Origin of the sequence: Qipengyuania sp., from assembly GCF_965277845.1 — a bacterium.
GTDB lineage: Bacteria > Pseudomonadota > Alphaproteobacteria > Sphingomonadales > Sphingomonadaceae > Qipengyuania.
Map to the genome: position 1 here is coordinate 1,388,185 of NZ_OZ255844.1, position 26,170 is coordinate 1,414,354.

Sequence of the window (26,170 nt, forward strand, 5' to 3'; positions counted from 1 at the left end):
GGTTCCGATCATCGTCGTTGCTGACTCAGTCGCGTTTGACCGGCAAATCGGCTTCCTCCCAGGCAAGGATGCCGCCATCCAAATGCACCGCGTCCTCGCCGCTTGCTTCGGCCAGGCGGCCGGCGGCAATGCCGGATCGTCGGTCGGATCGACAATAGAGCACGCGGGCGGTGCCTTGAGGGTCCGGCAAGGCTGCCGGATCGAACCGATCGACCGGGATATTGATCGCCCCGGTCAGATGACCTTGGGCGAATTCTTCCGGGGTGCGCACGTCGATCAGCTGGATGGATTCTCCGGCGGCGATCCTATCGGCCAGCGCCTCGGGCGTGATCGTTTCGACCGTCGCCTGCGTCGTGGCTCCCACATCGTCGTCGCTGGCGCGCGCATCCGCCGTGCAAGCGGCGAGCATGCCCGCCGCCAGCCCAGCAAAGAGCGCCTGCCGGATCACGCCGCCGCCAGTTTCCGCAATACGTAGTGGAGGATACCGCCATTGCGGTAGTACTCCATCTCGTTTGCGGTATCGATGCGGCACAGCGCGGTGAAAGTGAAGCTCGAGCCGTCCTCGCGGGTGACTTCGACTTCGACGTCCTGGCTCGGAGTGAGGTCTGCCAACCCCTTGATGGTGAAGCTGTCGGTCGCCGTCAGGCCGAGCGAGTTGCGGGTGCCGCCATCCTTGAACTGCAGCGGCAGCACGCCCATGCCGATCAGGTTCGAGCGGTGGATGCGCTCGAAGCTTTCGACGATGACCGCCTTCACGCCCAGCAGGATCGTGCCCTTGGCCGCCCAGTCGCGGCTGGAGCCGGTGCCGTATTCCTTGCCGGCCACGACCACCAGCGGGGTGCCGTCTTCCTTGTGCTTCATCGCCGCATCGTAGATCGGCATCTGCTCACCCTCGTAGGTGGTGTAGCCGCCTTCGACACCCGGGACCATTTCGTTCTTGATGCGGATGTTGGCAAAGGTACCGCGCATCATCACATCGTGGTTGCCTCGGCGCGAGCCATAGGAGTTGAAGTCCTGCTTCGCGACCTGGTGGCTCTGCAGGTAGGAGCCCGCCGGGCTGTCTTCCTTGATCGAACCGGCCGGGCTGATGTGATCGGTGGTGACCGAATCGCCGAGAATTGCCAGCGGCTTCGCATCGGTGATGTCGGTCACCGGCGCGGGGGTCATTTCCATGCCTTCGAAGAAGGGCGGCGAAGCGACATAGGTGCTGGCCGGGTTCCAGCGATAGGTGTCGCTGGCTTCGACCTTGATTGCCTGCCAGTGCTCATCACCCTTGTAGACGTCGGCATAGCGGGTTTCGAACATCTGACGGTCGATGTTGGCGGCGCGATGCTCCGCGATCTCCGCATTGGTCGGCCACACATCGGCCAACATCACGTCATTGCCCTCCTGGTCCTTGCCCAGCGGGGTCTCGGTGATGTCCTGCGTAACCGTGCCGAGGATCGAATAGGCCACGACCAGCGGGGGCGAGGCAAGGAAGTTGGCGCGCACGTCGGGTGAGACGCGGCCTTCGAAGTTGCGGTTGCCCGACAGGACCGAGGCAGCGACGATATCATTGCCGTTGATTGCTTTGCTGATCGGCGGAGCGAGGGGGCCGGAGTTGCCGATACAGGTGGTGCAGCCATAGCCCACGAGGTCGAAGCCCATCGCGTCGAGATCGTCCTGCAGGCCCGATTTCTCGAGATAATCGGTCACGACCTGCGAGCCCGGTGCGAGGCTGGTCTTCACCCAGGGCTTGGGTGCGAGCCCCTTCTCGCGCGCCTTTTTGGCGACGAGGCCGGCGGCGATCAGAACGTCGGGATTGGAGGTGTTGGTGCAGCTGGTGATCGCGGCGATCACCACGTCGCCGTCGCCCACGTCGTGATCCTTGCCGTCGACGTCGACGCGAAGCGGCGCATCCTTGCTGTAGATCGACTTGAGGTCGGTGTTGAAGAGTTCGTCGACCTGCGGCAGCGCCACGCGATCCTGCGGGCGCTTGGGTCCGGCGAGGCTGGGCACGACTTTCGAGATGTCGAGTTCGAGGGTCTTGGTGAAGACCGGCTCGTTCTCGGGCGTGAACCACATGCCCTGTTCTTTCGAATAGGCTTCGACCAGCGCGATCGTTTCCTCGTCGCGGCCGGTAAGGCGCATGTATTCGAGGGTCTTGTCGTCGATCCCGAAGAAACCGCAGGTCGCGCCGTATTCGGGCGCCATGTTGGCGATCGTCGCGCGGTCGGCGAGGGTGAGATTGGCAACGCCTTCACCGTAGAATTCGACGAAGCGGCCGACCACGCCGACTTCGCGCAGCATCTGCACGCAGGTCAGCACGAGATCGGTGGCGGTGACGCCTTCGGCCATCGCACCGGTGAGCTTGAACCCGACGACTTCGGGGATCAGCATCGAGATCGGCTGGCCGAGCATGGCGGCCTCGGCCTCGATCCCGCCGACGCCCCAGCCCAGCACGCCGAGGCCGTTGATCATCGTGGTGTGGCTGTCGGTGCCGACGCAGGTGTCGGGATAGGCGACTGCATTGCCGTCACCATCTTCGCTGCTCCACACTCCCTTGCCGATATATTCGAGATTGACCTGATGGCAGATGCCGGTGCCCGGAGGCACGGCAGAGAAGTTCTCGAAACTCTTCGAACCCCATTTGAGGAAGTCGTAGCGTTCGGCGTTGCGGGCATATTCGAGCTCGACGTTCTTCTCGAATGCCTTGGGGTGGCCGAACTCGTCGACCATGACCGAGTGGTCGATCACCAGGTTCACGGGAACCTGCGGATTGATCTTGGCGGTGTCGCCGCCGAGCTTGCTGATCGCGTCGCGCATGGCAGCGAGGTCGACCACGCAGGGAACGCCGGTAAAGTCCTGCAGCAGCACGCGCGCGGGGCGATACTGGATTTCCTTTCCGGTTGCCGGGTTCTTCTGCCAATCGGCGATCGCCTGCGCATCGTCGGTCGAAACGGTGAAGCCGCCGTCCTCGAAGCGCAGCATGTTCTCGAGCAGGACCTTGAGGCTGAAGGGCAGCTTCGACACGTCGCCGATTTGCTCTTCTGCCTTGGCGAAGGAATAATAGGCGTAATCCTTCCCGTTCACGGTGAGGGTGGAGCGGGTTCCGAGCGTGTCCTTGCCGACCTGGGTCATGCGCGCATCTGTCCTTTCGTTAGGGGCCGTCACCCGACCAATGGGCGGGGCGGCGAAATGTGCCGCGCACCTGCGCCGAAGTGGCGGAAAAATCAAGTCTGCGGCACTGCAACATAGACCTTTTGGGGAACCTAGGCGCGGCTTCAGCGCTTATTAAGGCAAAATCTGGGCAAGTGCGCCGGACGGGCAGCACGGTCCGAATGGGGAGTTATCGAATGCCATCGTTTCCGGATGCGAGTAGCCGCCCGCGTAATTCGCTTCGTATCGCTGTCATCGCCGCCGCCCTTGGCGTGGCGGGATGTTTCACCGCAGCCTTCACCTTCGCCGACCAGCCGGTTCAGGCAGCCGAAGTCCAGCAGGCTCGTTAAAGCGGTTCGGTAGCCGGCGTGCCGCGCGGTCTGCGAGCGGCTATCAAGCAGGATGTGATGATGATCAGCGTGCCGATGACAGTCGGCGGGGTGAGCTCCTCGGCGAAGAACAGCCAGCCGAACAGCGATGCCCAAAAAAAGCTCGAATACTCTAGCGGTACCAGCACCTGTGCTTCGGCGCGGGCATAAGCCCAGGCGAGTGCCATTGCGCCGGCAACCGTCAAGAGGGCAGCTGCGATCAAATCGACGGTCGTTGCGCGGTCCGGCATTTCGAACAGGAACGGCACGGCAAGGCCCAACAGGGCCACTGAAACGCCCGAATGGAAAGTGGCGATTTCCGCCGGCCCTGCGACCTGTGATTGTCGCCGCACCAGGATGAAACTGTACGCATAGAGCATCGCCGAGGTCAGGATGGCGCCAAGGCCGAGTGCCGTGTCGCGGTCGAAATCGGCCTGGCCGACCTTTCCGCCGATAATCACCAGCGTTCCTGCGAAGCCCAGAATCGAGGCGAAAATGGCCTGTTTGCGAATCCTCTCCCCCAGCATGACACGCGCAAGATAGAGCGCGATGAGCGGGGCGACGAAGCTGATTGCAATCGCTTCGGCGAGGGGCAGCTTGGTGATCGAATAGAAGAATGTCAGCGCCATGAAGGTCGCCACCACCGAACGCTGCAAATGCAGCTTGAGGACGTGCGGCTGCGGCCACCGGCCGCCGCGCGCCAGCCACAGCGGCAGCGCAATGCCGGTCGCAATGGCCGAGCGCAGCCAGGCCGCGGTAAGCACGCCCACCGCCAGAGCGGCGCTCTTCATGAAGGCATCCATCAACGACAGGCTGGCGACCGCGAACGCCGCCACGAATATCGGCAATAGGGCATGATCGCGCGTCACTACGCCGCTCTATCCCCGCATCGCGATGCCGTCACCGGAAATTCAGCACTGCGAAAGCCGGGATATTGGATTAGCCCCGTGCATTGGGTTAGTATCCCGCCACACGCGCTGCACCGGCGCGGGGCGCATTTGGTAAGGTCCTATGACACGCTTTCGTCTGATTCTCGGTACCGCAATGGGTGCGGCGCTGTGCGGAACTTCGGTTCTGGCGCAGGATAACGCGCCCGAGGATCTGCTGCCCCCCGAACCGGCCAAAGTGACCGAAGAACTGCCCGATTACACGGTCGATACGGCCAAGCCCGCCGCGCAGCCCAGCGTTGCGGAAAGCTTCGATGATATCCGCATGTCACCTGGCGAGGTGGTGCAACAATTGCCGGTACTGGTGCGCGAATGGAGCGTGCCCCAAGCACAGCAATTGCTTGCCTTCATTCCGACGATGGAAGCCGAGGGGCTGGTGCCCTCCGATTACCGTGCTCCTGAATTGCGCGCTGCGATCGCCGGGGGCGAAGGCGCGGCGCTGAACGAGATCGCCAGCGAAATCTTCGTCTGGCTGGTCGAGGATTTGCGCGACGGCCGCACGCCGATGGAAGCTCGGCGCCAGTGGTTCGTAGTCGATCCGGATCCCGACCTGCTGCCCTCGCATCGCCTGCTCGAAGCCGCGGTCGAGACGGGCGACATCGCTGGCACTTTGATCGCGCTCAACCCGGTTTCGCCCGATTACGCGCAGTTGAGGGAAGAGCTCGCCGTGACGACCGATCCGGCCAAGCGCAAGCTGATCCGCGCCAATATGGACCGCTGGCGCTGGCTGCCGCGCGACCTCGGCAAGCAGTACCTGCTCACCAACGTGCCCGAGTACCAGTTGCGCCTGACGGTCAACGACAAGATCATCAAGCATTATCGCGTGGTGGTCGGCAAGCCGGGGCGCACTGCAACGCCACAGCTCTCCGAAATGGTCGAGGCGGTGATCTTCAACCCAACCTGGACCGTACCGCAATCGATAGTGAAGGGCGAAGGCCTCGGCGCTAAAGTCCTGAACAATCCGGGCTGGGCGCGCGCCAATGGGTACAAGGCGACCAAGGGCGCCAATGGCTGGATTTCCGTGGTGCAGCAGCCCGGGCCGGGCAATTCACTGGGCCTGATGAAGCTCGACATGCCCAACCCGCATGCGATCTTCTTCCACGACACGCCGGCCAAGGCGCTGTTCGCGCGGGACAATCGTGCGCTGAGCCATGGCTGTATCCGCGTGCAGGGCGCGCGCGAGCTGGCCATGACCATGGCTATGCTGGGCAATGCCAGCAGCCGCGAAGAACTTCCTGCGATCCAGCAGGAGGTCTCCGAGATCACTGCGTCGGGCATCTACACGCGTTATCCGATGGAAAAGCAGTGGCCCGCCTACATCACCTATTTCACTTATGGTGTGGATGTGAACGGCGAACTGCGCGAATTCGATGATATCTATGGCCGCGACGCACCTGTGCTCGCAGCCCTCAACGCTCCGCGCCAGCGCGAACGTGCGCGCGAGACGAGCGAAGAGGTGATCGAAATCGTCGACGACCTGCAGACGAGCTGATTTGGCCTAGAAAACGCCCGGGTTGGTCCGGCTGAAGGTTGTGCCATCTTCGCGGCGTAGCAGGTCGTATTGGGCGATGGGCGGAGCGACCGTGGTGCCATCCGCGGCGATGCCGTAGCTTCCCGCGACCAGCAGACGCCCGCCCGAAAGGTCGATCAGCGCGCGGTCGAACTGTTCCGGCCCCATGGCGAAACAGCCGTTCGAGCGGCCCAGGCGGCCCCAGCGGTCGACATGCTCGGGCGTGGCGTAATTCGCCTGGTGCATCACGATCGCGCGCGGCAATGCGTTCGAATTGGTCGGGTCCAGCCCATCGAGGCGGATCGAGGTGCCGTAGCGCCCGACATACCAGCTACGCGTCATGAAGGCGCCGCGGCTGGAGGCCTCGCTGCCCTCGATATTCGAGTAGCGCTTGAGCCAGCCATCGTGCTCGCCGTCCGAGCCGGTGCCGTGGCTGACGTGGTAGCTTGCCACGCGCTCGTTCTCGACGTCGACGAAATGGAAGCGCTTGTGCGCCGAATGGAGCCCGAAATCGGCGATCCCGACGATGTCCTTGCGCCAGACCCGCGAGCCGACCCGCTCCAGCTCCTCGCGCGCGATCGCCATCAGCCTCGCATCGCGCGCGGCTGTCGGATTGGCCTGCGCAAACAGGCGCGTCGGGAGGGCCAGCGCGGCGCCGGCGGCGAGTGAGCTCTTGAGCAGATCGCGGCGTTTCATCGACAACTTCCTTAGCAGCCGGCGGCTGGCGGCGCCATGAACATTGCGCCCGGCCGGTCCGGCTATTCGCCCAGCACCATGCGGTCGGCGTCGATCCGCACTGGCTGGACAGTCGCGAGGAAGCTCTGGCCGAGCAGCGATATGGCGAGGCCTTCGGGCACGATCACGGCGCGGACGTCGCGCGCCACGTGCCCGCCGAGCACGACCCGGTCGAGCGTAACGTCGACCCCATGCACGGGACCCGACGCGCCGCGAGCCACCACGCTGATGTCCGCATCGGACCAGTAGAGACCCGCCGCCCGCGCGTCGGCGCCGGTCAGCGCGATCACGCTTGCCCCGGTGTCGACGAGGAACTCGACCCGGGCGCCGTTGACCGAGACATCGGCGTAGAAATGCCCATCGGCCGCGCGCGGCAATTCGGTAGTTCCTGCGACCCAGGCGGCGTAGCTGTCGTCGCTCCCCGATTGACGCACGGCCGGTGCCCGGGTTCGCCCATGAGCCGCGGACGCGAGGTCTTCGACTTTCTCGCTCGCGGAATCGAACGCTCCGCCGGGCACGAAGGCGGCCGCGACAAAGGCCGCGATGGCGACCACGAGAAGGACGAGCTCGCGCATGGCCGTCAGCATGCGCGAATTGCGGTTAAATCGCGGTAAAGCCAACCAGCTCGGTGTAGATCGCGTCGGCCTCGCGGCTGGCGGCATTGCGCCAGCTCGTCGCGGTCCCGGCATTGAGCAGGGTGCCGTCGGGCGCGATCACCAGCAGGTTGGGCGTGCCGGGCAGGGTCTCGATCCCGAAGCGGCGCGCGATGTGGAGATTATGCCCGTCGTCGGTTTGCGGCATGCCGACATTGACTAACACCAGTTCGAAATGCTCGTCGACCAGCGCCGCGAAGCGCGGCGTTCCGAGCCAACCTGCCAATGCACGGCTATCGTGGCACCAATTCGCGCCCATTACGAGCAACAGCCTGGTGCCGCGCGCGCCCGCCCGTTCCAGCGCCGCATCCACCGCGGCATCGGCGTCCAGCGCGGCATCGTAGGATCGCGCTTCGGGATGGTGCGCGGTCGATGGCGCGGCGGAATGCGCGCAGGCGGCGAGCGCCAGCGCCAGCAGCGCGGTACCGACGGTACGAGCGATCATGCGCCGGCCATTGCGAGAGGGGCGGGGTGGCGCGTGTTCTCTTGCGCCATCGCGAGCATCGAGGCGGCGTGCCGCCGCGCGACCGCATGCTGGTCGTCGCCGTAGCCGCCACCTAGCGCGCTCGCGATCGGCAGGCCGCGCCGTCGCGCCTCGCCGACCACGAAGCGATCGCGCGCGGCCAGCCCCGCGTCCGACAGTGCCAACCGGCCCAGCTTGTCCTCGACATGGGGATCGACGCCCGCCTGGTAGAGCACGAGATCGGGCGCGAAATCGGCCATGACCTCGGGCAGATGACGGGTCAGTGCCTCCATATACCCTTCATCGTCCACCCCATCGGGCAGCGCCACATCGCGGCTCGAGCGCGCCTTGCGCACGGGAAAGTTCTTCTCGGCATGCAGCGAGAGCGTGAAGACATCCTCGCGCCCCGCGGTCAGCGCCGCAGTTCCATCGCCCTGGTGGACGTCGCAGTCGACGATCAGCACGCGCTGCGCATCGCCCTCGGCGAGCAGGCGGTTGGCGGCGACCGCGAGGTCGTTGAACACGCAATAGCCCGCGCCGGTGTCGTGCAGCGCATGATGGCTGCCCGCGGCGGAATTGGCGGCATAGCCGTGCTCCATCGCCAGCCGCGCGGCGAGCCAGGTCCCGCCATTGGTGTGGCGCACGCGCGAGGCGATGTGCGGCGTGACGGGAAAGCCGATCCGGCGCTCCTTCTCGCGCGGGACCTCGGCGGCGAAGACCTCGCCGACATAGGCCGGATCGTGCACCGCCTCCAGCCAGGCGCGCGGCATCGGCAGCGGCGCATGCTCGATGATCGGCTCGCCGCTTTCGCGCAGCGCGACCATGACCAGCTGGTACTTGTCGAACTTGAAAGTGCCGCGCTCCGGCCGAGGCGCCATATAGTCGGCGTGATGGACGACGTGGAGCATGCGCTACCGGATCGTGCCTGCGATCACTCCGCCGCCTCGGCCGGATCGGCGGCATGCGGATCGAAGGCGGTCGCGCGGCCCGCCTCGATCAGCGCGGCCTTTTCCTCGACCAGCCTGACGATGTGATCGAGCATGTCGCCCGACTGCACATGGTGGTCGGTCACGCCCGAGAGGTAGACCATGTGCTTGCCATTGCCGCCGCCGGTGATGCCGATGTCGGTCTCGCGCGCTTCGCCCGGGCCGTTGACGACGCAGCCGAGGACCGAGAGGCTCATCGGCGTCTTGATGTGTTCGAGCCGCTTCTCGAGCGTTTCGACCGTGCGGATGACGTCGAAGCCCTGGCGCGAGCAGCTGGGGCAGGAGACGACGCGAACGCCGCGGGTGCGCAGGCCGAGGCTCTTGAGGATCTCGTAACCGACCTTCACTTCCTGCTCGGGCTCGGCCGAGAGCGAAACGCGGATCGTGTCGCCGATGCCCGCCCACAGCAGGCTGCCGATCCCGATCGAGCTCTTGACCGTCCCGCCGACCAGGCCGCCCGCCTCGGTAATGCCGAGATGGAGCGGGCAGTCCACCGCCTCGGCCAGCCCATGGTAGGCGGCGACCGCGAGGAACACGTCGGAAGCCTTCACGGCGACCTTGTATTCGTGGAAATCGTGGTCCTGCAGCAGCTTGATATGGTCGAGCGCGCTTTCGATCAGCGCCTCGGGGCAGGGCTCGCCGTATTTCTCGAGCAGGTCCTTTTCCAGGCTGCCGGCATTCACGCCGATACGGATCGCGCAGCCGTTTGCCTTGGCCGCACGGACGACTTCGGCGACGCGGTCGGACGAGCCGATATTGCCCGGATTGATGCGCAGGCAGGCCGCGCCCTTGTCGGCGGCCTCGAGCGCGCGCTTGTAGTGGAAGTGGATGTCGGCGACGACGGGGACATTCGCAGCCTTCGTGATCTTGTCGAAATTCTCCGTCGATTCCACCGTGGGGCAGGATACGCGGATGATGTCCACGCCCGCATCCTCGCAGCGGCGGATCTGGTCGATCGTCGCGCCCACATCCTCGGTCGGCGTATTGGTCATGGTCTGCACGGTAATCGGAGCATCGCCCCCGACGGGGACGTTGCCGACCATGATCTGGCGGGACTGACGGCGCTCGATGGTGCGCCAGGGACGGATCGAAGACATGGCGCCGATATAGGCCGAGGAGGATGAAGGGGCAATGACAGGCGGCACCGGCTGATGCATGATAGCTGCATGAACCACGCAAGCGAAGCTGCCGCCAGCGAAACTCCGCTTCTGTTCGGGCGCATTTTCGATGGCCGGGGAGGTGCACGCGCCATCGGCTGGGACAAAGCGCAAGACTGGCAACCTGCCGAACCCAGCGAGGTATTATGGCTGCATATCTGCCGCAATCGCGAGGGCGTGCAGCACTGGCTCGAAGCCGATCTGGGGGTTCCCGAACCCACCGCCGAACTGCTGACCAGCGACCTGACTCGCCCACGCGCCTTTCGCGAGGGCGACGCGCTGGTCGGCACCTTGCGGGGGATCAACTTCAATCCGGGCGCGCAGCCCGAAGACATGATCTCGATGCAATTCTGGTGCGACGGGCGGCGCCTGGTGACCCTGCGTCGCCATCCGTTGCAGACCCCGCGCGAGGTCCTGGCGCTGCTCGATCGCGGCGACGGGCCCAGCGATGCGGGAGCAGCGATCACGCTGCTCGCCGAATTGCTGATTGCACGCATGGGGCATTCGATCGTCGGAATGAACGAAATACTCGATGATCTCGAACACGACGATCCCGAGGAGAACGCCGAACGCATGCTCGGCCAGATTTCGACGATCCGCCGCAATTGCCTCAGCCTCAAGCGCCACATGGCACCGCAGCACGAGGCCCTGGAGCAGATCAGCCGCGATGCACCCGCGTGGTTCGAGGATCACGATCGCCGCGAAATAGCGGAGAGTATCGCGCGCCTGCGACGCTATCTCGACGATATCGACATCAGCAAGGAAAGCGCACTGGTGCTGCAGGACGAAATCCGCGCGCGCAGCCTCGCGAGCAGCGAGCATGCCACCTACATGCTCACCATCGTCGCGGGCATCTTTCTGCCGCTCGGCTTCCTCACCGGACTGCTCGGCATCAATGTCGGCGGAATGCCGGGAATGGACGACCCGGACGCTTTTTGGGCAGTGGTCGCGTTGTGCACGCTCCTCTTCGTCGTTCTGATTGTCGTCTTCCGGCGCCTGCGCTGGCTTTAGCGTGCCATTGTGTCAGCGCTGCGAGGGGATGAACTCCTCGCGCACCGCCTTGGCCATAAGGTCGAGCGGAATGATCCCCTGGCTCAGCAGGAAATCGTTGAAGGCTCTCTCGTTAAACTTTTCGCCCAGCGCGACTTCGGCCTCGATCCTCAAGTCGAGCAGCTTGCGATAGCCGTAATAGTAGCTGCCTGCCTGGCCGGGCATGCGGTACTGGTAGCGATCGAGTTCCTGCTTCGCCATCGGGGCCGACACCAGCACCTCCTCGCGCAATACGCGTTCGGCATCCTCGCGGCTGATGAGACCCATGTTGAGCATCGGGTCGAGGAAGGCGCGAGCGGCCCGCAGCAGGCGGAACTGCTGGGCGACGAACTGTCCCTCGATCGGCTCGTGCGGGAGCATTTCGGCCTCGGCATAGAGCGCCCAGCCTTCCACGTTCACGCTGTTGAACGCGTAGAGCAGGCGGGCAAGGCTCACGCCCTGCTCGACCAACGCGGCAAACTGCATTTCGTGACCGGGGCGCGCTTCGTGCGCGCTCAGCGTCCAGCTGGCGGCGGGGAAGTTGAAGTCGTCATAGGCCTCGCCCTCGCCGGCGGTCGGATTGCCGACGGTCAGCACGAAGGTGCCCTGTTCGCCGGTGTTGCCGACGATACGCGGAGGCCGCATGTGCGGTGCGGGCTGGGCCGCGCTTTCGGCGGCCGAGGCCACGCGCATGGCAAGCTCGTATTCGGGCAGGCTGACGATGTCGTGTGCGCGGATCTGGTCTTCGAGCTGGGCATTCACATTGCGATAATAGGCCTCGATCTCGTCGTTCGGGATCGTGCGCTCCTTCAGCTTCGCCATGACCGAGCGGTAATCGGTCTCCTCCCAGCCGTTCTCGGCGGCGATCTGCGGCGCGAGTGCCTCCATTTGCGCGCGGATTTCGTAGAAGCCGCGCCGCGCCCGGCTCATCGCCTCGCGCGGGTCGATATCGATACCCCAGTCCTTCAGCGCGAGCGCATAGAGCTCTTCGGGCAGGCGCGGATTCTCACGCGCCTCGGGCAGGACGACTTCCTCGGTCCACGAAGCATAGTCGGCGAATTGCGCGTCCATCGCGTCGAGCGCTTCCTCGGCGCCCTCGATCTCGTAAGTCGCGAACAGCTCGCGGATACCGCTCGCGAAGGTCGGGATCTTGTCGATCGATTCGCGCACCTCGACCACGAAAGGTCCCATCTTGCCCTCGCCCCGGCTGGCTTCGAAGCGGCGCTTGGCCAGTTCGGTCATCGGCTCGGTCCCCGGATGGGTGCCGCTGTAGCGCTGGAGCAGTTCGAGCGCCTTGGCCCGGCGATGCGGTGCGGTCTGTTCGGACAGCAGCGCGCCGACCGACCGGAAGACGCGCTGCGGCACTTCGGAGAACTCGAGCATGTAGCGGCGCTCCAGCTCGTTTTCCGCGATCCGCAGATCCAGCGCGTCGATCAGGATCTGGAGGTCCTGCCTGACGTAGGGGTTGCTTTCCTTCGCGATGGCCGAGGCGAATTCGGCGCGCAGCGCGCGGGCGCCGGCAAGGTACCGCTCGTCGCGGTCGAGCGCCATGTCGTTCACCAGCCCGTCGTACTGCTCGTAACCGGCGGACGATGCCGATGTCGGAAACAGGCTGGCTTCGAACTCGATCAGCTTCTGCGTGTAGGCATTGCTGGTTTCGACCCATTGCGGGCTGGCAGGCGCTTCGGCCTGTTCCTGAGCCGCGAGCGGCATGGCTGGCAGCGCGACGGCAAGCGCGACGGCGGCGGCAAAAGTCTTCATCTTACAAACCCCTCTGATTTCATGCGCGAGGGGTGCCGCCTGTCATCGGGATTGGCAAGCGCCGGCCTGACGAACGTGCCTTACCAGCGGACGAGCGGTGGAACCGCGAAGCGTCCGACTATGCCGCCAAGCACTACCGGGAGGACGTGCCAGGTGCCGAGATGCGCGAGCGTGTCGTAGGGGCAGGCAAGGCCGTAGGCGAAACTGCCCAGCGCGCCCGCGGCGATGCCGGCGAAGGTCCCGGCAAGCGTGGGCGAGACCGGTGCCCCGCGTCGCAGCCAGCCGACCAGAGCTGCGAAGGTCACCACGCCGAATGCCGAAACGGCGAGGAAGCAATCGAGCCCGTAGGGATCGTGCGCGACCTCGTGCAGATCTCCGTGAAAGCCGAGCATCACCAGCGCCGCCACCGGCAGCACCGCAAACATCGCCAGCGACCACCGCGCGCCATCATGGCTGTTGCCGACGCGCGGCCCGGCCATGCGCACCACCGCCAGCGCAGAAGACGCACCGAGCAGGCCGAGCATGCCGTTGGCGATGAAGAAGAATTCCGATGCCCGACCCGACACGATACCGCGCCACAACCCGTCGAGCAGTTCGACGAGGAGGATCGTGCCGACGACGGCCAGCGCGACCAGCGCGATGCCATGCGCCAGCTTCATCGGCCGCACGGGCGACAGGTCGGCCGCGAGTTCATCGATCAGGGGGTTGGGGACCCGGTTCATGTCAGTCTGCTTTCTCTACGAGCGCGGACAGCTTCTTCAGCCCGCGATGGATGTTCACTTTGACCAGGCTTTCGCTCTGGCCGGTCTTGGCCGAGGCTTCCGCGATCGAAAGCCCCTCGATTTTGACGAGTTCGATAACCTCGCTCTGCTTTTCCGGCAGGTGGACGAACAGCCGTTCCAGGCTCATCCGCGCCATCACAGCCTCTTCCTCGCTGTCTTCGGCAGCATCGTGGTCGCCCAGCTCGTCTTCCGCCTTGCGATAGACCTTGCGCAAGTGATCGACCCAGCGATAACGCGCGATCGCCGCCAGCCAGGGCAGGAAGGCGCGGGTCGAATCCCAGGTCGCGCGCTTGGCGTGTACGGCCATCATCACCTCCTGGACCAGATCGTCGAGCTGCGCCGGGGCGACGCGGCGGCGGAAATAGCGTTCGAGCCATAGCTGGATTTCGGAGAGGAGAACGCGATAGGCGTTAGCGTCGCCCTTCTGCGAGGCGGTCATGAGCTGCGCGAGGCTGGCTTCGTCGGCGATCATCGCGTTTCTCCCCCCGGAACCCGCAGGCTATCAGCTGGCGCGGCGCGAGGCGAGCAGCGCGTCGAGCGAGAACAGGCCTCCCCCGCGCGACACCAGCACCGCGGCCATGGCGACCCATAATATATGCGTCTGCCACCAGGCTTCGGGATAGACGAAGAACTGGATCACGAGCGTCATGATCAGCAGCGACAGCGCGGAGAACCGCGTAAAAAGGCCGAGCACCAGGAGTATGGGGAACAGGTGCTCGGCCCAGGTGGCCATCGGGGTCGCGATGGCCGGGGGGATGGGGACGCCCGAATATTCGTACTCGAACAGAAAATAGGCCTGGTCGCTGATCGAGAGCAGCGAACCGTCCTCGACCTTGGTGCGGCCCGAGCGCCAGAAGATCCCGGCGAGGGCCACACGGGTGAGCAGCAGGGCAAGCCCTTCCGGCACGCGCGAGGCGAGCCAGGCGGCAAGGTGATCGTAGCGGGCGAGTAGCGTCTGCATGGCTTACCTCGTGTGGCTGGTAGCGGGATCGGTCAGCGCTTGATGGCGGTCAGCGAACCCTTGCCCTTGGGCGTCGAGATCTTCTCGCAGGTGCCCTTGGGAACGAGCTTCCAGGCATTGCCCTGGTAATCGCGGGTGGAGGTGCCGGCGCAGGTGGTGCCGGGTCCTGCGGCGCAATCGTTCTCGCCGGCTTTTGCGACGCCGTAGCATTTTTCCATCGCCGGTTTCTTCTGCGCGGCGGCGGGGGTGGCGGCAAGACCGGCGGCGACGCTGGCGGACAGCGCAATACCGGCGAGACGGGCAATCGATTGGGTGTTCATATCGGTATCTCTCTCGAAAAATTCGCTTGGGGGGCGCCCCGGCACAAGCGCCGGAACTGGCCTGTCATTCGGGTGCGTGCCGGGCATCGTTACAGGGCGACGAAAAAATTTCGGCGGTGTAACCGGAGCGGCCCAGCGGGCGAATGACCCCCGTGTGCGCAGTCCCGCGCATCACGATCAAAAGGGATCACGTCCAATGACCGCCATTCGCAAACCCGCCGCCGCAGCAGCCGCAGCAGCCTTCGCGCTTTCCTCCATGGCTGCTTTCGCCGCCGAACCGCCCGCCGGCAGCACCGGCCGCGCGCTCAGCGCCGAAGACTCCGTCCATTGCTACGGCGTGCATTCGTGCAAGGGACAGTCGGACTGCGCCACGGCCGAGCACGACTGCAAGGGCCAGAACGACTGCAAGGGTCACGGCTTCAAGGCGATGAAGGCGGGCGACTGCCTCGCCAAGGGCGGCACGATCGGCGACCTCGGCTGATCCCGTCGCTTCCGGTTTCGGGCCGATTGGCTCGAAGCGCGGCCCGGCAGGCCTCTGTTCCCCCAACTCTGCCGGGCCGCACCCACCAGCCTGACCATGGAGAATGCATGAGCGCGATTGCCCCTTTCGACGGTTTCGGCCTCGGCCTCCGGCGGACGCATTACGCCGATTTCCTCGATGGCGAGGTCGAGGTGGATTTCGTCGAGGTCATCTCCGAGAACTACATGGTCGAGGGCGGCAAGCCGCTGCGCGTGCTCGAACAGGTGCGCGAAAAGCACCCGGTGATCCTTCACGGCGTGTCGATGTCGATCGGATCCGCGCAAGGGTTGGATGACGATCACCTTTCGCGGCTGCGCGCGCTGGCCGACCGGATCGATCCACTGTGGGTGTCCGACCATCTATGCTGGACCCGCACCAGCGCGCACAACAGCCACGACCTGCTTCCTCTGCCGCTGACGCGCGAGGCGCTCGACGCGGTCTGTGCCAATATCGACCGCGCGCAGGACGCGCTTGGGCGGCCGATGCTGTTCGAAAATCCGTCGAGCTATCTCACCTTTCCCGAAGACGAGATGGCCGAATGGGAATTCCTGTCGGAGATGGCGCAGCGTACGGGCTGCTACCTGCTGCTGGACATCAACAACGTCTATGTGAGCGCGCATAATCACGGGTTTTCGGCGCGCGATTACATCGCCGGGCTCCCGCTCGACCGGGTGCGCCAGATCCATCTGGCCGGGCACGAACCGGGCGAGATCATCATCGACACGCACGACCGTGCGGTAAGCGGCGGCGTATGGGAGCTTTATGCGGATACGATCGCGCAGCTCGGGCCGGTCGCGACGATGATCGAGCGCGACGACAAGATCCCGCCGCTGGCCGAGCTGCTCGCCGAACTCGAGCTTGCGCGATCGCTGGGTCGGGGCAATGCGGGGGCGATCGCGGCATGACCGGCCTTGCCCAGCGACAGGCGGCCATTCTCGGCGCGATCCTCGACGATGAGGCACCTTTGCCATCGGGCTGGGGCGACGAACGCGCGCCGGGCCTCGCGATCTATCGCAACAATTACCGCTCCTCGCTGGTGGAAGCGCTGCGCTCGACCTTCGAGAGGACCGAGCGGCTGGTCGGCGAAGATGCGTTCCGCCGCGCCGCCGCGCATCACTGCATCATGAATCCGCCGGGCAGCTGGACGCTGGACCTTGCCGGCGCCGGCTTTGCCGAGACCTGCGCCGAACTCTTCGCAAGAGATCCCGACGTCGCCGAGCTTGCCGCGCTCGAATGGGCGATGCACGAGGCTTTCACCGCGCGGAATACGCAGCCGATGACCACAGCGGAGTTCGGCGCCGCATGCGCCGGCTTCACGGAACGCCAGTGGGAAGGCCTGAAGCTGAAACTGGTCCCCGATCTGCGCCATCTTCCCGCAACCTACGACCTCGTGCGGTTATGGACCTCGCTCTCCGCCTCGAATACCGAGACCGAACCCGATCTCACCCCGCTCGAGGGGGCCCGTTGCGCGCTGGTGTGGCGCGAGGATGAGCGGCCGGTCTTCGTCATCCGCCCAGCCTGGGAAGGCACGGCCCTCGCCTCGTTCCGCAAGGGCGCAAGCTTCGGCGAGGTCTGTGCCGCGCTGATCGGAACGCTGGGCGAGGAGTCCGCCATCGCCGAGGCAGGGGCGATGCTGGCCCGATGGGTCGGCGAAGGGCTGGTCGAGCGGCTCGATCAATAGGCGAATCTCTCGCCCACCATTTCCTCGCTCATCGCCCACAGCCTATCGGCATTGTCCGGATCGATTGCATAACTGCGCACGCCGCCCATCGTATCCTCGTCGTCCTGGTCGGCGACATGACAATCCTCGCAATAAAGCCCGCCCGAATCTGCCAGCGCATCGGTAGTGGCGACCCAGCAAGTGGTCGCAGCGCCTTGCGGTATGGTCTTGAACGGTTGCGGTTCCTGCCCGCTTTCCTCCGCCGACTTGCGGATGCGCTCCATCAGATTGGCGACATCCTCTTCGCTCATGTGACGCCCGAGATTGGTCTGGATACCGCCCGGATGCAGGGCGTAGGCATGGATACCCTTGCCCACGAGACGCTTTTCCAGCCCAACCGAGAACAGGATGTTGGCGGTCTTCGATTGACCGTAGGCCTGCCATTTTTCGTACTCGCGGCTCTCGTAATTCGGATCGTCGAAATGGACGCGGTCGATATGGTGGCCGCGGCTCGAGAGGTTGACGATGCGCGGAGCCTCGCCCTTCTCGACCAGCGGCATCAGCAGGTTGGTGAGCAGGAAATGGCCGAGGTGATTGGTGCCGAACTGCATCTCGAACCCGTCGGCGGTGCGCGCGAGCGGGCAGGCCATCACGCCCGCATTGTTGATCAGCAGGTCGATCTTCTCGAAACGGTCGTTCGCCTCCTTCGCGGCCTCGCGCACGCTGTCGAGCGAGGCCAGGTCGCACACCAGCGTATCGACCTGCGCACCGGTCTCCTTGGCGATTTCATCGGCGGCCGCGGACAATTTGCTCGCATCGCGTCCCGACAGGATCACATGCGCGCCCTTGGCCGCCATCGCCCGCGCGGTCTCCTGGCCGAGCCCCGAATAGCCGCCGGTGACGAGCGCAGTCCGCCCGCTCAAATCCTGGCCTTCGAGAACCTCGTCCGCCGTGCTGTCAAAACCGAAATCGTTCATCTGCTAACTCCCGTCTCGCGCCGGCGTAGCACAGAAAAAGGGGCGCGGAAGATTGAATCCCGCGCCCCGTTGCCTTCCCGAAGGATTATGTTCTTCAGGCGCCCGGTGGCAGTGGCTCGTCGGATTTCGGAGCCGCGCCGCCAAGGTCGCTGTCCATCTGTTCCAGCTTGCGCGCCGCCCAGGCGCGGCCGCCCAGCCCGAAAGCCAGTGCGCCGGCAACCGCGATGCCCGCTATCAGGATGGTCAGCGCATTGGCCGGGATCATCCCGCCGATTCCGGTGAACTGCAGGCCCATGAAGACGAACAGTATGATCGTTGCCCAGCGCACGATGGTCGCGGCCGTCGTGCTTCCCGCATCGCCCGCGATGAGACGGGCAAGCAGGTTGGCGATAAGGAAGCCGAAGGCGATGACCACCGCCCCGAAGATCACCCGTCCGCCCAGTTCGAGCAGCTGATCCAGGATCGCGGTCAGCTCGGGAAAGCCGAGCAGGCGTGTAGCCGCGATGGCGAAGAACAGGATGATCGCGACTTGCACCACGCGGGCGATGATGCCCGATGCGGTGGTGCCATCGCCGACCAGCCCGGTTTCCGCCAAGGCCCGGTCGACGCCGAGCCCGGGCAGGACCTCCTTGATGATCTGCACCACGAATTTGCTGATGAGATAGCCGATCCCCAGCAGCACGGCGGCAGCGATGATGTTCGGGATGGCGGCAAAGATCATCCGCAGCATTTCCGAGGCCGGGGCGCTGATCGAATCGATGCCCAATTGTTCGAGCGCGGCGATGGCCACCGGAATGGCGATCAGGACATAGACGATCGTGCCGATGGTCTTGCTGATCGTCGTGTTGCCGGTGACGTTGTCGACCCCGCCGCGATTGGCCCATTTGTCGAAATCGACCGTCTGGAGCGTAGTGACGACCAGGTCGCGCGCGATCCTCGCCACCATCATGCCGATGAAGAAGATCAGTCCGGCCCACAGGAGGTTGGGCAGGAAGTCGACGACATTCTCGAGCAGGCTGTCGATCGGCCCGGCGACCCCGCCCAGTTCGAGGATGTTGAGAATGATCAGCAGACCGAACAGCCAGATAAGCAAGGATACGATCTTGCCCAGCGATTCTCCCAGCGACTGGCCGCTGCCGGTCCCGCGCTTGAAGAAATCGACAGTGTCGACGAGCTTGGCGAAGGCCCATTTCGCCGCGCGTGCGGCGAGCCAGGTGATGACGAGCGCAACGATGGCCAGCAGGATCTTCTCCCCCAGCTCCATCGCCAGCTGTTCGTCGAAACGATAGCGATCGAAAATCATGAAACCTCTCCCCATTGGTTTCCGTAGCGTCAGCGCTATCACGGTGCCGGTAATCTACAAAATTCGTCCCAGGGATTGAGTGGATAACTCCGCCTGCTATCCCTCTCCTATGAGAGGATTTTTTACACCCGCGATCCGCGCGCTGACTGCGCTTTCGGTACTCTTCGCTTTCCCGGCCGCGGCACAGGAGGAGGGAGGCTGGTCGATTGCGATCCATGGCGGGGCCGGCACGATTGCGCGCGAGAATATGACGGCGGAGCAGGACGCGGCCTATCGCGCAGCTCTGCAGAGGGCGCTCGATGCAGGTGCGACCGTTCTGCGCGAGGGCGGCAGCGCAATGGATGCGATCCAGGCGGCGATCGAGCCGATGGAGGACGATCCGCTGTTCAATGCCGGGCGCGGCGCCGTGCTGACCTGGGATGGCGATATCGAACTCGATGCCTCGATCATGGACGGTCGCACCCGCGATGCGGGCGCGGTGGCGGGCGTCACCGGCATTCGCCACCCGATCGAACTGGCGCGCAAGGTGATGACCGACAGCCCGCATGTCATGCTCGCCGGCGACGGGGCGGAAGCCTTTGCTGCCGAGCAGGGGCTCGAACTGATGCCGCCCGAATGGTTCGAAACCGAGCGGCGCAGGGATTCGCTCGAGCGGATGAAGGCGCAGCGGCTCTCTGCGCTCGATGTCGACGTCAAATTCGGAACGGTTGGCGCGGTCGCGCTCGACCGGGACGGCAACATGGCAGCGGGGACGTCTACCGGCGGGATGACCGGCAAGCGCTGGGGCCGCATCGGCGATGCCCCGATCATCGGTGCTGGCACCTATGCCGACAATCGCGCCTGCGCGGTCTCGGCCACCGGCTGGGGCGAATTCTTCATCCGGGTCGGTGTGGCGCACGAGATCTGCACGCGGCTGCGCTATCGCTACCGCGCCGAAATCGATGCGGCGCAGGCAACCGTCCCGCTCGATGACGAAGGCATGCCGACCTACATCGTCCACGCCAGCGAATTCGGGCTCGAAGCAACCCACGCCCAAGAAGAGATCGACGCAGTCATCGCCGAGGTCGGCGCGCTTGGCGGTGACGGCGGGGTGATCGTCGTCACCAGCGAGGGATCTCCGCTGTTCAGCATGAACACCTCGGGCATGTATCGCGGCCGCGCCACCAGCGATGGCGTAAACGAAGTCGCGATCTACGCCGACGAATAGCCGACCGGGTCCAGCCAACGAAAAAGGGGCCGGATTGCTCCGGCCCCCTTGGTGGTTTTGGCGTATTGCCGTCGGTTACATGCCCGAACCCGGACCGTAAGTGATTTCGACGCGGCGGTTCTGCAGTTCGCGAACGCCATCGGCGGTCGGAACGCGCAGCTGCGATTCGCCGAAGGCTTCGCTGGTGATCCGGGTATCCGGAATGCCGCGCGAGGTCAGGTAACCGCGAACCGATTCGTTACGCCGTTCGGCGAGGCCCATGTTGTAGACCGCCGAACCCGAAGTGTCGGTGTGACCGGCGAGCATGACTGCGGCGCTGCCGCAATTGGCATAGGCCGAGACCGCGTTGTCGAGGATCGTCGCTGCTTCCGGAGTGATGGCCGATTCGTCCCAGTTGAAGAAGACGATGTAGGGCCCCGTCTCGCAGACCGGCGCCGGCGGCGGCGGGGGCGGAGGCGGCGGAGGCGGCGGCGGGGGAGGCGGCGGCGGCGGAGGAGGCGGAGGAGGCGGCGGAGCACCGAAGTTGAAGGCCAGCGTGCCGAGAATGGAATGCGACGACCAGTCGCCCTCGACCACCGAAGTGCCGAACGAACCGCCGAGCTCGTAATCGGGGACATTGAAGAAGCGATAGCGCAAGCCGACGTCGATCGTGTCGGTCAGCGGCGCGCGGACGCCCGCCAGGGCCTGCCAAGCGAATTCCCATTCATCGCCATTGACGAGGTTCTGCTGTCCGCCCGGCGCGGTGATGGCGATCGACTGATCGACGATCGCGCTACCGGCACCGGCACCGACGAATGCCTGGAGGCCGTCGTCATCGCCGAAATCGAGGAGCACGTTACCCATCAGGCTGGCTGCCGAGGAATCACCCAGCAGGCGGCCCGAGCCGAATGTGCCGAATGGCGTGATCAAGCTCTCGTGATCGGCCTGGCGGTAACTGGCTTCCAGTTCGACGCGAAAGGCACCGTAATCGTAGCCGAGAATGGCGGTGCCGTCGAAGCCGTAGTCGGACTCGAGCGTCACCTGGTCGCCCGTAGCCGGGTTCACCTCGGTCAAGTCGAAGTCGTTGAGATGCATCGGCCCGAAGCCGAATTCGACATAGGCACTATCGTCTTTCGCCACCGCAGGTGCGGCGAGCGCGGTCGAGCACAAGGCCAGACCCAATGTAATCTTGCGCATGATTCCCTCGCTTTCTTGTTTCAGGCAATTGCCTGTTCGCAAAAGCGTGTGACAATTGCGTTCGTTCCATCGGAAAACATTATTTTTTTGGTAATATTGCCGGATCGAAGAAGGGAAGGTCGGATTTCCGCCCCCACGCCGCGGGCCATCGGGATCGGTCGCGTTGCGCGAATGGCGGCGGGCGTGTGCCTCAGCGAGTACGGGCTCGCGAGCATCAGCGGGGAAATGACACCCTGACCGCAACGCCCGATGCGCCCCGCCTGGCAGGTTCCTGCGTGATCCGCCCCTCGGAACCGATCGCCCGCAAATGCGACTTGACTGTCAGCCTCGCTTGCGTGCCTGCGCATAGCTGCCCAGCAGGCGCACATCGTTGGTCTGGAAGGCGAGTTCTTCCAGAGCTGCGTCGACGCGGGGCTCGCCCGGTGCGCCTTCGATATCGGCGAAGAACTGCGTCGCCGCAAAGCTCGCGCCCTTCTGGTAGCTTTCGAGCTTGGTCATGTTCACGCCATTGGTCGCGAAGCAGCCCAGCGCCTTGTAAAGCGCAGCGGGAATGTTCTTCACCTCGAAGATGAAGGTGGTCATCGCCTGGGCGCCTTCGAGGGCGGCCGGGTCGAGCGCCTCTTTCGCGAGAACGACGAAACGCGTGGTGTTGTCATGCGCGTCCTCCACCTCCCGCTCGATGATGTCGAGACCATAGAGGTCCGCTGCCAGTGCCGGCGCGATCGCGGCGATATTGTCCTTGCCGCTTTCCGCAACGAAGGCGGCCGCGCCCGCCGTATCGGCATGGCTGAGGCCGACGATGCCGCGCTCGGACAGGAATCTGTGCGACTGGCCGAGCGCCTGCGGGTGGCTGTAGGCGGCCTCGAACGGCCCTTCGCCCAACGCCATCAGGCAATGGGTAATGCGCATGAAATGTTCGGCCACGATCGACAGCCCGCTGCCGGGCAACAGGAAATGGATATCGGCCACGCGGCCATGCTGGCTGTTCTCGATCGGGATCATCGCGCAGCCCGCCGCGCCGCTGTCGACCGCTTCCAGCGCGTCTTCGAAGCTGAAACACGGAAGCGGCAGGGCATCGGGCGCGAACTGCATCGCGGCCTGGTGCGAGTTCGATCCCGGCGCCCCGCCGAAGGCGATCGCGCGCATCGGGTCCTGCGCCGCGGCGGCGCGCATCGAATCGACAAGGGCGAGGGCGGGTTTGGCGAATTGGCGCATGGTCCGAGCCGCGTTACGGGTGCGTTTCGGCAGCATCAAGCGCTATTGCGCCTTGCGCACTTGCGAAAGGTGGCCGTGCGCACTAGAGCGGCGCGCAACCATCAGACCAACCGATTTTCGCCGGGTATTTTACGCAATGGACGATCGTTTCAACACCGCCGCTGGCTGGGTACTCTTCGCAGGCATCGTGGCCCTCGGCGGCTCCATCGCATCGGGCATGTATTTCCACGCCGACGACGGTTCGCTGCCCGAAGGCGTCGAGCCGGGATACTTCATCGAAGGCGAGGCCGAAGAAGGCGCCGCGGATACCGGCCCCGATCTCGGCACGCTGCTCGCCAGCGCGGATGCCGCCGCGGGCGAGCGGGTTTTCGCCAAGTGCACCGCCTGCCACACGATCGATCAGGGCGGCGCCAACGGGATCGGCCCGAACCTCTATGGCATCATGGGCAAGGCCATCGGTGGCGGTGCCGCCGGATTCGCCTACTCGTCGGCCCTGGCGGAAAAGGGCGGCCAGTGGACCTGGGAAAACATGGACGCCTGGCTCGAAAGCCCGCGCGGCTTCGCCAATGGCACCAAGATGAGTTTCGCCGGCCTCGGCAAGCCTGAAGATCGCGCCAATGTGATGGAATTCATGGCCACCTATGGCGGCGCACCCGCCAAGCCCGAACCCGCTGCGGCCGAAGAAGAGATCGATGTCGATGCGCCCGGCGCAGGCCCGGGTCCCGTCGAAGGCGTTCCCGTCGAAGGTCCCGAAGCCGCGACGGGTATGAGCGCCGACCAGCCGGTCGCCGCCGCCAATGCCGCGACCGACAATGAAGGCGCCACCAAGGTCGACTGACCCGGTCGCTTGCAACTGGAAACGAGAAGCCCCGCTCCGGCGGGGTTTTTTGTGTCCGGCCTCAGCCGCCCTTGAACCCTTGGGCGATGACGTACCACTCGCTCGAGCCCTTGCGGCTCGCAGGCGGCTTGGCGTGTTTGACCGTCTTGAAGTGCTGCTTGAGCAGGTTGAGCAGGTCGGTATCGGTTCCGCCTGCGAGAACCTTGGCGAGATAGGTCCCGCCGGGGGCAAGGTTCTCGATCGCAAACCAGGCTCCGGCCTCGACCAGTCCCATGGTGCGCAAATGGTCGGTCTGCTTGTGGCCGACGGTATTGGCGGCCATGTCGCTCATCACCAGCTCGGCCTTTCCGCCCAGCGCCTCTTCCAGCACGGCAGGGGCCTCGTCGTCCATGAAATCCATTTGGAAGATGGTGACACCCTCGATCGGTTCGACTTCCAGCAGGTCGATCCCGACGACATGCGCCTTGGGTTTGCGCTTGCGCACGACCTGCGCCCAGCCGCCCGGCGCAATCCCGAGATCGACCACGCGGGTGACACCTTTCAGCAGGTCGAATTTCTCGTCGAGCTCGATCAGCTTGTAGGCCGCGCGGCTGCGATAGCCTTCGGCCTTGGCCTGCTTCACATAGGGATCGTTGAGTTGTCGCTGCAGCCAGCGGGTCGAGCTGGCGGTCCGCTTCTTGGCGGTGCGGACGCGGGTATCGCGGTCTTTGCCCGAGCGTGACATTATGAATTGCCTTTGTTTGGTGCGCTATCGACATCCGTCGTTAGCTTGCGGCTGCGCCATCCCACGCCCCATCCCCGCCCCCCACAAGATACCGTGCCGTGGGTGGCCGGGATGGGGCGTGGGATGGAACAGCATGGGCCGGACGGATGTCCGGCACGCACGCATAAGGGGCTCCGGCCCATCCTGGCCGTACCCTCCCGCACTGCACCGAAATCAAACATCCTGTTCCCGCATCCGCTGTAATGCCGCGCGGCTGCGTTCGCCTTCGGTGTCGGCGGCGATCAGGCTGCGCAATATGCCCTCCCGGATGCCCCGGTCGGCCACGCCCAATTGTTCGGCAGGCCAGATGTCGAGGATCGATTCGAGGATTGCGCACCCCGCGATGACGAGGTTCGCCCGGTCGTCGCCGATACAGGGCAGGCGCTTGCGATCCGCTGCGCTCATCCGCGAAAGGCGGCCCGAGATATCGCGCATTGCCTGCGAGGCCACGATCAGGCCGTCGACCGCGCGCCGGTCGTATTGCGGCAGCTCGAGGTGGAGGCTCGCCAGCGTCGTGACCGTGCCGCTGGTGCCGAGCAGCCGGATCAGTTCGGGCGAGCCTGTGTGCCCGCGAATGCGTTCGGCAAATTCGGCGAAACTGCGTCCGACCGTGCGGCGCATCTGGACATAGCGGTCGAGCCGCGCGGCCTCGCTTTCGTCCGATCCATCTACCGTGTCGGTAAGCGAGACAACGCCCCAGGGCACGCTCAACCAGTCGAGAATGCGCGGGACCTTTTCTCCGGGTTGAACCAGCACCAGTTCGGTCGAACCGCCGCCGATATCGAAGATGATCGCCGGCCCATTGCCCTCCTCCAGCAGCACGTGGCAGCCGAGCACGGCAAGGCGGGCCTCTTCCTGCGCGGAAATGATGTCGAGCATGATGCCCGTCTCGCGCCGGACGCGTTCGATGAAGGCCGGGCCGTTGGCAGCTCGGCGGCAGGCCTCGGTCGCGACCGAGCGCGCCAGCCGGACGTTGCGGCGGCGCAGTTTTTCCGCGCAGACATGGAGAGCGGCCATGGTGCGCTCCATCGCTTCGTCCGACAGCTTACCGCTTGCCGCCAATCCCTCGCCCAGCCGGACCACGCGGCTGAAGGCATCGATCACGGTGAAGTTCTCGCCCGAGGGCCGCGCAATCAGCAGGCGGCAGTTGTTGGTACCGAGGTCGAGCGCGGCGTAGGCCTGTCGGCGCTGCGGATGGCCGGAGTTATGTCTCGATTTGCCATTCGGACGGGCGGCAATCGCGCCATCGCAGCGCGGCGCATTGCGCCGGTCGCTGTGCTTGGCTTCGGGCCGGGAAGGGCGCTTGTAGCGGAAATCGGCTACCTTGCCGGACTTGCCGCCCCGTTGTGTCCCGTGCCCCCTTTTCGTGTCCGGCGGAGAATAGTCCGCCATACTTGGAGCTTTCTTGTTCCTCCCGTGCAAACCACCGTGCACGGGGACTTGCCAGCGATGCTAGCGGCGAAGCTCAGGCGGGGCAAGTGCGCGCGCAACGCACGGGGTTGACCTCGCGCGGCGGCGAAACTAGATGCGCGGCCTCTTCCGGAGCGGCAAAGCGATTCCCGCCCGCCCGGACGGCTGATGCCCCGTCGTCTAATGGTAAGACTACGGACTCTGACTCCGTCAATTGAGGTTCGAATCCTCACGGGGCATCCATTCTTCCTCCCCCGTTGCCAAAGCCTTCCATCCGCGCCAGACAGGTTG

At 65.0% G+C, this 26,170-nt stretch carries 27 protein-coding genes and 1 tRNA gene; 9 read left to right on the top strand and 19 right to left on the bottom strand.

Translation table 11 applies throughout. The features are described 5' to 3' along the window. Positions 1 to 25: 25 nt before the first annotated feature. On the bottom strand, positions 26 to 448 hold the full coding sequence (locus ACQY4G_RS06860) for a rhodanese-like domain-containing protein (RefSeq protein WP_421989715.1): 423 nt from the start codon (positions 446 to 448) through the stop codon (positions 26 to 28). Beyond that, positions 445 to 3,120, bottom strand: coding sequence for an aconitate hydratase AcnA (gene acnA / locus ACQY4G_RS06865; RefSeq protein WP_421989717.1), 2,676 nt, complete (start codon positions 3,118 to 3,120; stop codon positions 445 to 447). Before acnA ends, ACQY4G_RS06860 begins: the two co-directional genes overlap by 4 nt. A gap of 215 nt (positions 3,121 to 3,335) precedes the next feature. On the opposite strand from acnA, the gene ACQY4G_RS06870 reads away from it, so the two are divergent. After that, positions 3,336 to 3,488, top strand: a complete 153-nt coding sequence (locus ACQY4G_RS06870) for a hypothetical protein (protein WP_157075125.1) — start codon at positions 3,336 to 3,338, stop codon at positions 3,486 to 3,488. Here the strand turns inward: ACQY4G_RS06870 and ACQY4G_RS06875 are convergent. Next, positions 3,485 to 4,375: a DMT family transporter gene (locus ACQY4G_RS06875; RefSeq protein ID WP_067692965.1), complete on the bottom strand. Its 891-nt coding sequence runs from the start codon at positions 4,373 to 4,375 to the stop codon at positions 3,485 to 3,487. The two genes, ACQY4G_RS06870 and ACQY4G_RS06875, sit on opposite strands and share 4 nt — an antisense overlap. Positions 4,376 to 4,517: 142 nt before the next feature. Here ACQY4G_RS06875 and ACQY4G_RS06880 point away from each other — a divergent pair, with 142 nt between their 5' ends. After that, positions 4,518 to 5,945 (top strand): L,D-transpeptidase family protein, encoded by a 1,428-nt coding sequence (locus ACQY4G_RS06880; protein ID WP_421989719.1) that lies wholly within the window; start codon positions 4,518 to 4,520, stop codon positions 5,943 to 5,945. A gap of 6 nt (positions 5,946 to 5,951) precedes the next feature. Here ACQY4G_RS06880 and ACQY4G_RS06885 read toward each other — a convergent pair whose 3' ends face one another. From ACQY4G_RS06885 to ispG, 5 genes are all read right to left on the bottom strand, one after another. Next, positions 5,952 to 6,659 carry a murein L,D-transpeptidase catalytic domain-containing protein gene (locus ACQY4G_RS06885; RefSeq protein ID WP_421989721.1) on the bottom strand — a complete coding sequence of 236 codons (708 nt, stop codon included), beginning with the start codon at positions 6,657 to 6,659 and terminating at the stop codon, positions 5,952 to 5,954. A gap of 62 nt (positions 6,660 to 6,721) precedes the next feature. After that, positions 6,722 to 7,273, bottom strand: a complete 552-nt coding sequence (locus ACQY4G_RS06890; RefSeq protein ID WP_421989723.1) for a retropepsin-like aspartic protease family protein — start codon at positions 7,271 to 7,273, stop codon at positions 6,722 to 6,724. A 25-nt stretch (positions 7,274 to 7,298) separates the two neighbouring features. Next, complete coding sequence (locus ACQY4G_RS06895) at positions 7,299 to 7,796, bottom strand: thioredoxin family protein (RefSeq protein ID WP_421989725.1); 498 nt, start codon at positions 7,794 to 7,796, stop codon at positions 7,299 to 7,301. After that, positions 7,793 to 8,722, bottom strand: coding sequence for a histone deacetylase (locus ACQY4G_RS06900; protein ID WP_421989727.1), 930 nt, complete (start codon positions 8,720 to 8,722; stop codon positions 7,793 to 7,795). Before ACQY4G_RS06900 ends, ACQY4G_RS06895 begins: the two co-directional genes overlap by 4 nt. A gap of 23 nt (positions 8,723 to 8,745) precedes the next feature. Then, positions 8,746 to 9,897, bottom strand: coding sequence for a flavodoxin-dependent (E)-4-hydroxy-3-methylbut-2-enyl-diphosphate synthase (gene ispG / locus ACQY4G_RS06905; protein WP_421989729.1), 1,152 nt, complete (start codon positions 9,895 to 9,897; stop codon positions 8,746 to 8,748). Positions 9,898 to 9,966: 69 nt separating this feature from the next. Here ispG and ACQY4G_RS06910 point away from each other — a divergent pair, with 69 nt between their 5' ends. Then, the gene (locus tag ACQY4G_RS06910; protein ID WP_421989731.1) at positions 9,967 to 10,968 is read left to right on the top strand and encodes a zinc transporter ZntB; all 1,002 of its coding nucleotides are present in this window, start codon (positions 9,967 to 9,969) and stop codon (positions 10,966 to 10,968) included. 12 nt (positions 10,969 to 10,980) lie between these two features. On the opposite strand, the gene ACQY4G_RS06915 is transcribed toward ACQY4G_RS06910, so the two are convergent. From ACQY4G_RS06915 to ACQY4G_RS06935, 5 genes are all read right to left on the bottom strand, one after another. Then, positions 10,981 to 12,747: a DUF885 domain-containing protein gene (locus ACQY4G_RS06915; protein ID WP_421989733.1), complete on the bottom strand. Its 1,767-nt coding sequence runs from the start codon at positions 12,745 to 12,747 to the stop codon at positions 10,981 to 10,983. A gap of 80 nt (positions 12,748 to 12,827) precedes the next feature. Next, a complete protein-coding gene (locus ACQY4G_RS06920) occupies positions 12,828 to 13,469 on the bottom strand; it encodes a DUF1109 domain-containing protein (protein ID WP_421989735.1) in 642 nt (213 codons plus the stop codon). A gap of 1 nt (position 13,470) precedes the next feature. Continuing rightward, complete coding sequence (locus ACQY4G_RS06925) at positions 13,471 to 14,001, bottom strand: sigma-70 family RNA polymerase sigma factor (RefSeq protein WP_421989737.1); 531 nt, start codon at positions 13,999 to 14,001, stop codon at positions 13,471 to 13,473. Positions 14,002 to 14,031: 30 nt separating this feature from the next. Beyond that, complete coding sequence (locus ACQY4G_RS06930; RefSeq protein WP_291180431.1) at positions 14,032 to 14,490, bottom strand: DoxX family protein; 459 nt, start codon at positions 14,488 to 14,490, stop codon at positions 14,032 to 14,034. Positions 14,491 to 14,522: 32 nt separating this feature from the next. Further along, positions 14,523 to 14,810 carry a BufA1 family periplasmic bufferin-type metallophore gene (locus tag ACQY4G_RS06935; protein ID WP_291180428.1) on the bottom strand — a complete coding sequence of 96 codons (288 nt, stop codon included), beginning with the start codon at positions 14,808 to 14,810 and terminating at the stop codon, positions 14,523 to 14,525. Between the two features lie 196 nt (positions 14,811 to 15,006). On the opposite strand from ACQY4G_RS06935, the gene ACQY4G_RS06940 reads away from it, so the two are divergent. The 3 genes from ACQY4G_RS06940 to ACQY4G_RS06950 all read left to right on the top strand — a co-directional run bounded on the left by ACQY4G_RS06940 (position 15,007) and on the right by ACQY4G_RS06950 (position 17,011). Beyond that, entirely contained in the window at positions 15,007 to 15,291 is a 285-nt protein-coding gene (locus ACQY4G_RS06940) for a BufA2 family periplasmic bufferin-type metallophore (RefSeq protein WP_291180425.1), read from the top strand. 107 nt (positions 15,292 to 15,398) lie between these two features. Then, on the top strand, positions 15,399 to 16,235 hold the full coding sequence (locus ACQY4G_RS06945; protein ID WP_421989739.1) for a DUF692 domain-containing protein: 837 nt from the start codon (positions 15,399 to 15,401) through the stop codon (positions 16,233 to 16,235). Next, on the top strand, positions 16,232 to 17,011 hold the full coding sequence (locus ACQY4G_RS06950) for an HvfC/BufC family peptide modification chaperone (protein WP_421989741.1): 780 nt from the start codon (positions 16,232 to 16,234) through the stop codon (positions 17,009 to 17,011). Before ACQY4G_RS06945 ends, ACQY4G_RS06950 begins: the two co-directional genes overlap by 4 nt. Here ACQY4G_RS06950 and ACQY4G_RS06955 read toward each other — a convergent pair. Beyond that, positions 17,005 to 17,967: an SDR family NAD(P)-dependent oxidoreductase gene (locus ACQY4G_RS06955; protein WP_421989743.1), complete on the bottom strand. Its 963-nt coding sequence runs from the start codon at positions 17,965 to 17,967 to the stop codon at positions 17,005 to 17,007. The two genes, ACQY4G_RS06950 and ACQY4G_RS06955, sit on opposite strands and share 7 nt — an antisense overlap. Positions 17,968 to 18,061: 94 nt before the next feature. Next, positions 18,062 to 19,270, bottom strand: a complete 1,209-nt coding sequence (locus tag ACQY4G_RS06960) for a mechanosensitive ion channel (protein WP_291180413.1) — start codon at positions 19,268 to 19,270, stop codon at positions 18,062 to 18,064. Between the two features lie 109 nt (positions 19,271 to 19,379). Between ACQY4G_RS06960 and ACQY4G_RS06965 the strand changes: the two genes are divergently transcribed. Next, positions 19,380 to 20,477, top strand: a complete 1,098-nt coding sequence (locus ACQY4G_RS06965; RefSeq protein ID WP_421989745.1) for an isoaspartyl peptidase/L-asparaginase family protein — start codon at positions 19,380 to 19,382, stop codon at positions 20,475 to 20,477. 75 nt (positions 20,478 to 20,552) lie between these two features. On the opposite strand, the gene ACQY4G_RS06970 is transcribed toward ACQY4G_RS06965, so the two are convergent. Together ACQY4G_RS06970 and ACQY4G_RS06975 are read right to left on the bottom strand one after the other, a co-directional pair. Beyond that, positions 20,553 to 21,653: an OmpA family protein gene (locus tag ACQY4G_RS06970; RefSeq protein ID WP_421989747.1), complete on the bottom strand. Its 1,101-nt coding sequence runs from the start codon at positions 21,651 to 21,653 to the stop codon at positions 20,553 to 20,555. A 321-nt stretch (positions 21,654 to 21,974) separates the two neighbouring features. Next, positions 21,975 to 22,868 (bottom strand): prephenate dehydratase, encoded by an 894-nt coding sequence (locus ACQY4G_RS06975; protein WP_421989749.1) that lies wholly within the window; start codon positions 22,866 to 22,868, stop codon positions 21,975 to 21,977. A gap of 136 nt (positions 22,869 to 23,004) precedes the next feature. Here ACQY4G_RS06975 and ACQY4G_RS06980 point away from each other — a divergent pair, with 136 nt between their 5' ends. After that, a complete protein-coding gene (locus ACQY4G_RS06980; RefSeq protein WP_291167957.1) occupies positions 23,005 to 23,706 on the top strand; it encodes a c-type cytochrome in 702 nt (233 codons plus the stop codon). A gap of 61 nt (positions 23,707 to 23,767) precedes the next feature. On the opposite strand, the gene ACQY4G_RS06985 is transcribed toward ACQY4G_RS06980, so the two are convergent. Both ACQY4G_RS06985 and ACQY4G_RS06990 read right to left on the bottom strand, forming a co-directional pair. Next, on the bottom strand, positions 23,768 to 24,430 hold the full coding sequence (locus tag ACQY4G_RS06985) for an RlmE family RNA methyltransferase (RefSeq protein ID WP_067693201.1): 663 nt from the start codon (positions 24,428 to 24,430) through the stop codon (positions 23,768 to 23,770). Between the two features lie 213 nt (positions 24,431 to 24,643). Then, on the bottom strand, positions 24,644 to 25,861 hold the full coding sequence (locus ACQY4G_RS06990; protein WP_421989751.1) for a Ppx/GppA phosphatase family protein: 1,218 nt from the start codon (positions 25,859 to 25,861) through the stop codon (positions 24,644 to 24,646). 187 nt (positions 25,862 to 26,048) lie between these two features. Between ACQY4G_RS06990 and ACQY4G_RS06995 the strand changes: the two genes are divergently transcribed. After that, a tRNA-Gln gene (locus ACQY4G_RS06995) sits at positions 26,049 to 26,122 on the top strand. Positions 26,123 to 26,170: the final 48 nt, after the last annotated feature.

Coding starts and splice junctions, on each gene's coding strand:
- ACQY4G_RS06975 (WP_421989749.1), bottom strand. CDS start 22,868: ATGCGCCAATTCGCCAAACCCGCCCTCGCCCTTGTCGATTCGATGCGC.
- ACQY4G_RS06950 (WP_421989741.1), top strand. CDS start 16,232: ATGACCGGCCTTGCCCAGCGACAGGCGGCCATTCTCGGCGCGATCCTC.
- ACQY4G_RS06900 (WP_421989727.1), bottom strand. CDS start 8,722: ATGCTCCACGTCGTCCATCACGCCGACTATATGGCGCCTCGGCCGGAG.
- ACQY4G_RS06885 (WP_421989721.1), bottom strand. CDS start 6,659: ATGAAACGCCGCGATCTGCTCAAGAGCTCACTCGCCGCCGGCGCCGCG.
- ACQY4G_RS06895 (WP_421989725.1), bottom strand. CDS start 7,796: ATGATCGCTCGTACCGTCGGTACCGCGCTGCTGGCGCTGGCGCTCGCC.
- ACQY4G_RS06970 (WP_421989747.1), bottom strand. CDS start 21,653: ATGCGCAAGATTACATTGGGTCTGGCCTTGTGCTCGACCGCGCTCGCC.
- ACQY4G_RS06870 (WP_157075125.1), top strand. CDS start 3,336: ATGCCATCGTTTCCGGATGCGAGTAGCCGCCCGCGTAATTCGCTTCGT.
- acnA (WP_421989717.1), bottom strand. CDS start 3,120: ATGACCCAGGTCGGCAAGGACACGCTCGGAACCCGCTCCACCCTCACC.
- ACQY4G_RS06935 (WP_291180428.1), bottom strand. CDS start 14,810: ATGAACACCCAATCGATTGCCCGTCTCGCCGGTATTGCGCTGTCCGCC.
- ACQY4G_RS06890 (WP_421989723.1), bottom strand. CDS start 7,273: ATGCGCGAGCTCGTCCTTCTCGTGGTCGCCATCGCGGCCTTTGTCGCG.
- ACQY4G_RS06945 (WP_421989739.1), top strand. CDS start 15,399: ATGAGCGCGATTGCCCCTTTCGACGGTTTCGGCCTCGGCCTCCGGCGG.
- ACQY4G_RS06925 (WP_421989737.1), bottom strand. CDS start 14,001: ATGATCGCCGACGAAGCCAGCCTCGCGCAGCTCATGACCGCCTCGCAG.
- ispG (WP_421989729.1), bottom strand. CDS start 9,897: ATGTCTTCGATCCGTCCCTGGCGCACCATCGAGCGCCGTCAGTCCCGC.
- ACQY4G_RS06880 (WP_421989719.1), top strand. CDS start 4,518: ATGACACGCTTTCGTCTGATTCTCGGTACCGCAATGGGTGCGGCGCTG.
- ACQY4G_RS06920 (WP_421989735.1), bottom strand. CDS start 13,469: ATGAACCGGGTCCCCAACCCCCTGATCGATGAACTCGCGGCCGACCTG.
- ACQY4G_RS06955 (WP_421989743.1), bottom strand. CDS start 17,967: ATGAACGATTTCGGTTTTGACAGCACGGCGGACGAGGTTCTCGAAGGC.
- ACQY4G_RS06915 (WP_421989733.1), bottom strand. CDS start 12,747: ATGAAGACTTTTGCCGCCGCCGTCGCGCTTGCCGTCGCGCTGCCAGCC.
- ACQY4G_RS06990 (WP_421989751.1), bottom strand. CDS start 25,861: ATGGCGGACTATTCTCCGCCGGACACGAAAAGGGGGCACGGGACACAA.
- ACQY4G_RS06930 (WP_291180431.1), bottom strand. CDS start 14,490: ATGCAGACGCTACTCGCCCGCTACGATCACCTTGCCGCCTGGCTCGCC.
- ACQY4G_RS06910 (WP_421989731.1), top strand. CDS start 9,967: ATGAACCACGCAAGCGAAGCTGCCGCCAGCGAAACTCCGCTTCTGTTC.
- ACQY4G_RS06960 (WP_291180413.1), bottom strand. CDS start 19,270: ATGATTTTCGATCGCTATCGTTTCGACGAACAGCTGGCGATGGAGCTG.
- ACQY4G_RS06980 (WP_291167957.1), top strand. CDS start 23,005: ATGGACGATCGTTTCAACACCGCCGCTGGCTGGGTACTCTTCGCAGGC.
- ACQY4G_RS06985 (WP_067693201.1), bottom strand. CDS start 24,430: ATGTCACGCTCGGGCAAAGACCGCGATACCCGCGTCCGCACCGCCAAG.
- ACQY4G_RS06965 (WP_421989745.1), top strand. CDS start 19,380: ATGAGAGGATTTTTTACACCCGCGATCCGCGCGCTGACTGCGCTTTCG.
- ACQY4G_RS06940 (WP_291180425.1), top strand. CDS start 15,007: ATGACCGCCATTCGCAAACCCGCCGCCGCAGCAGCCGCAGCAGCCTTC.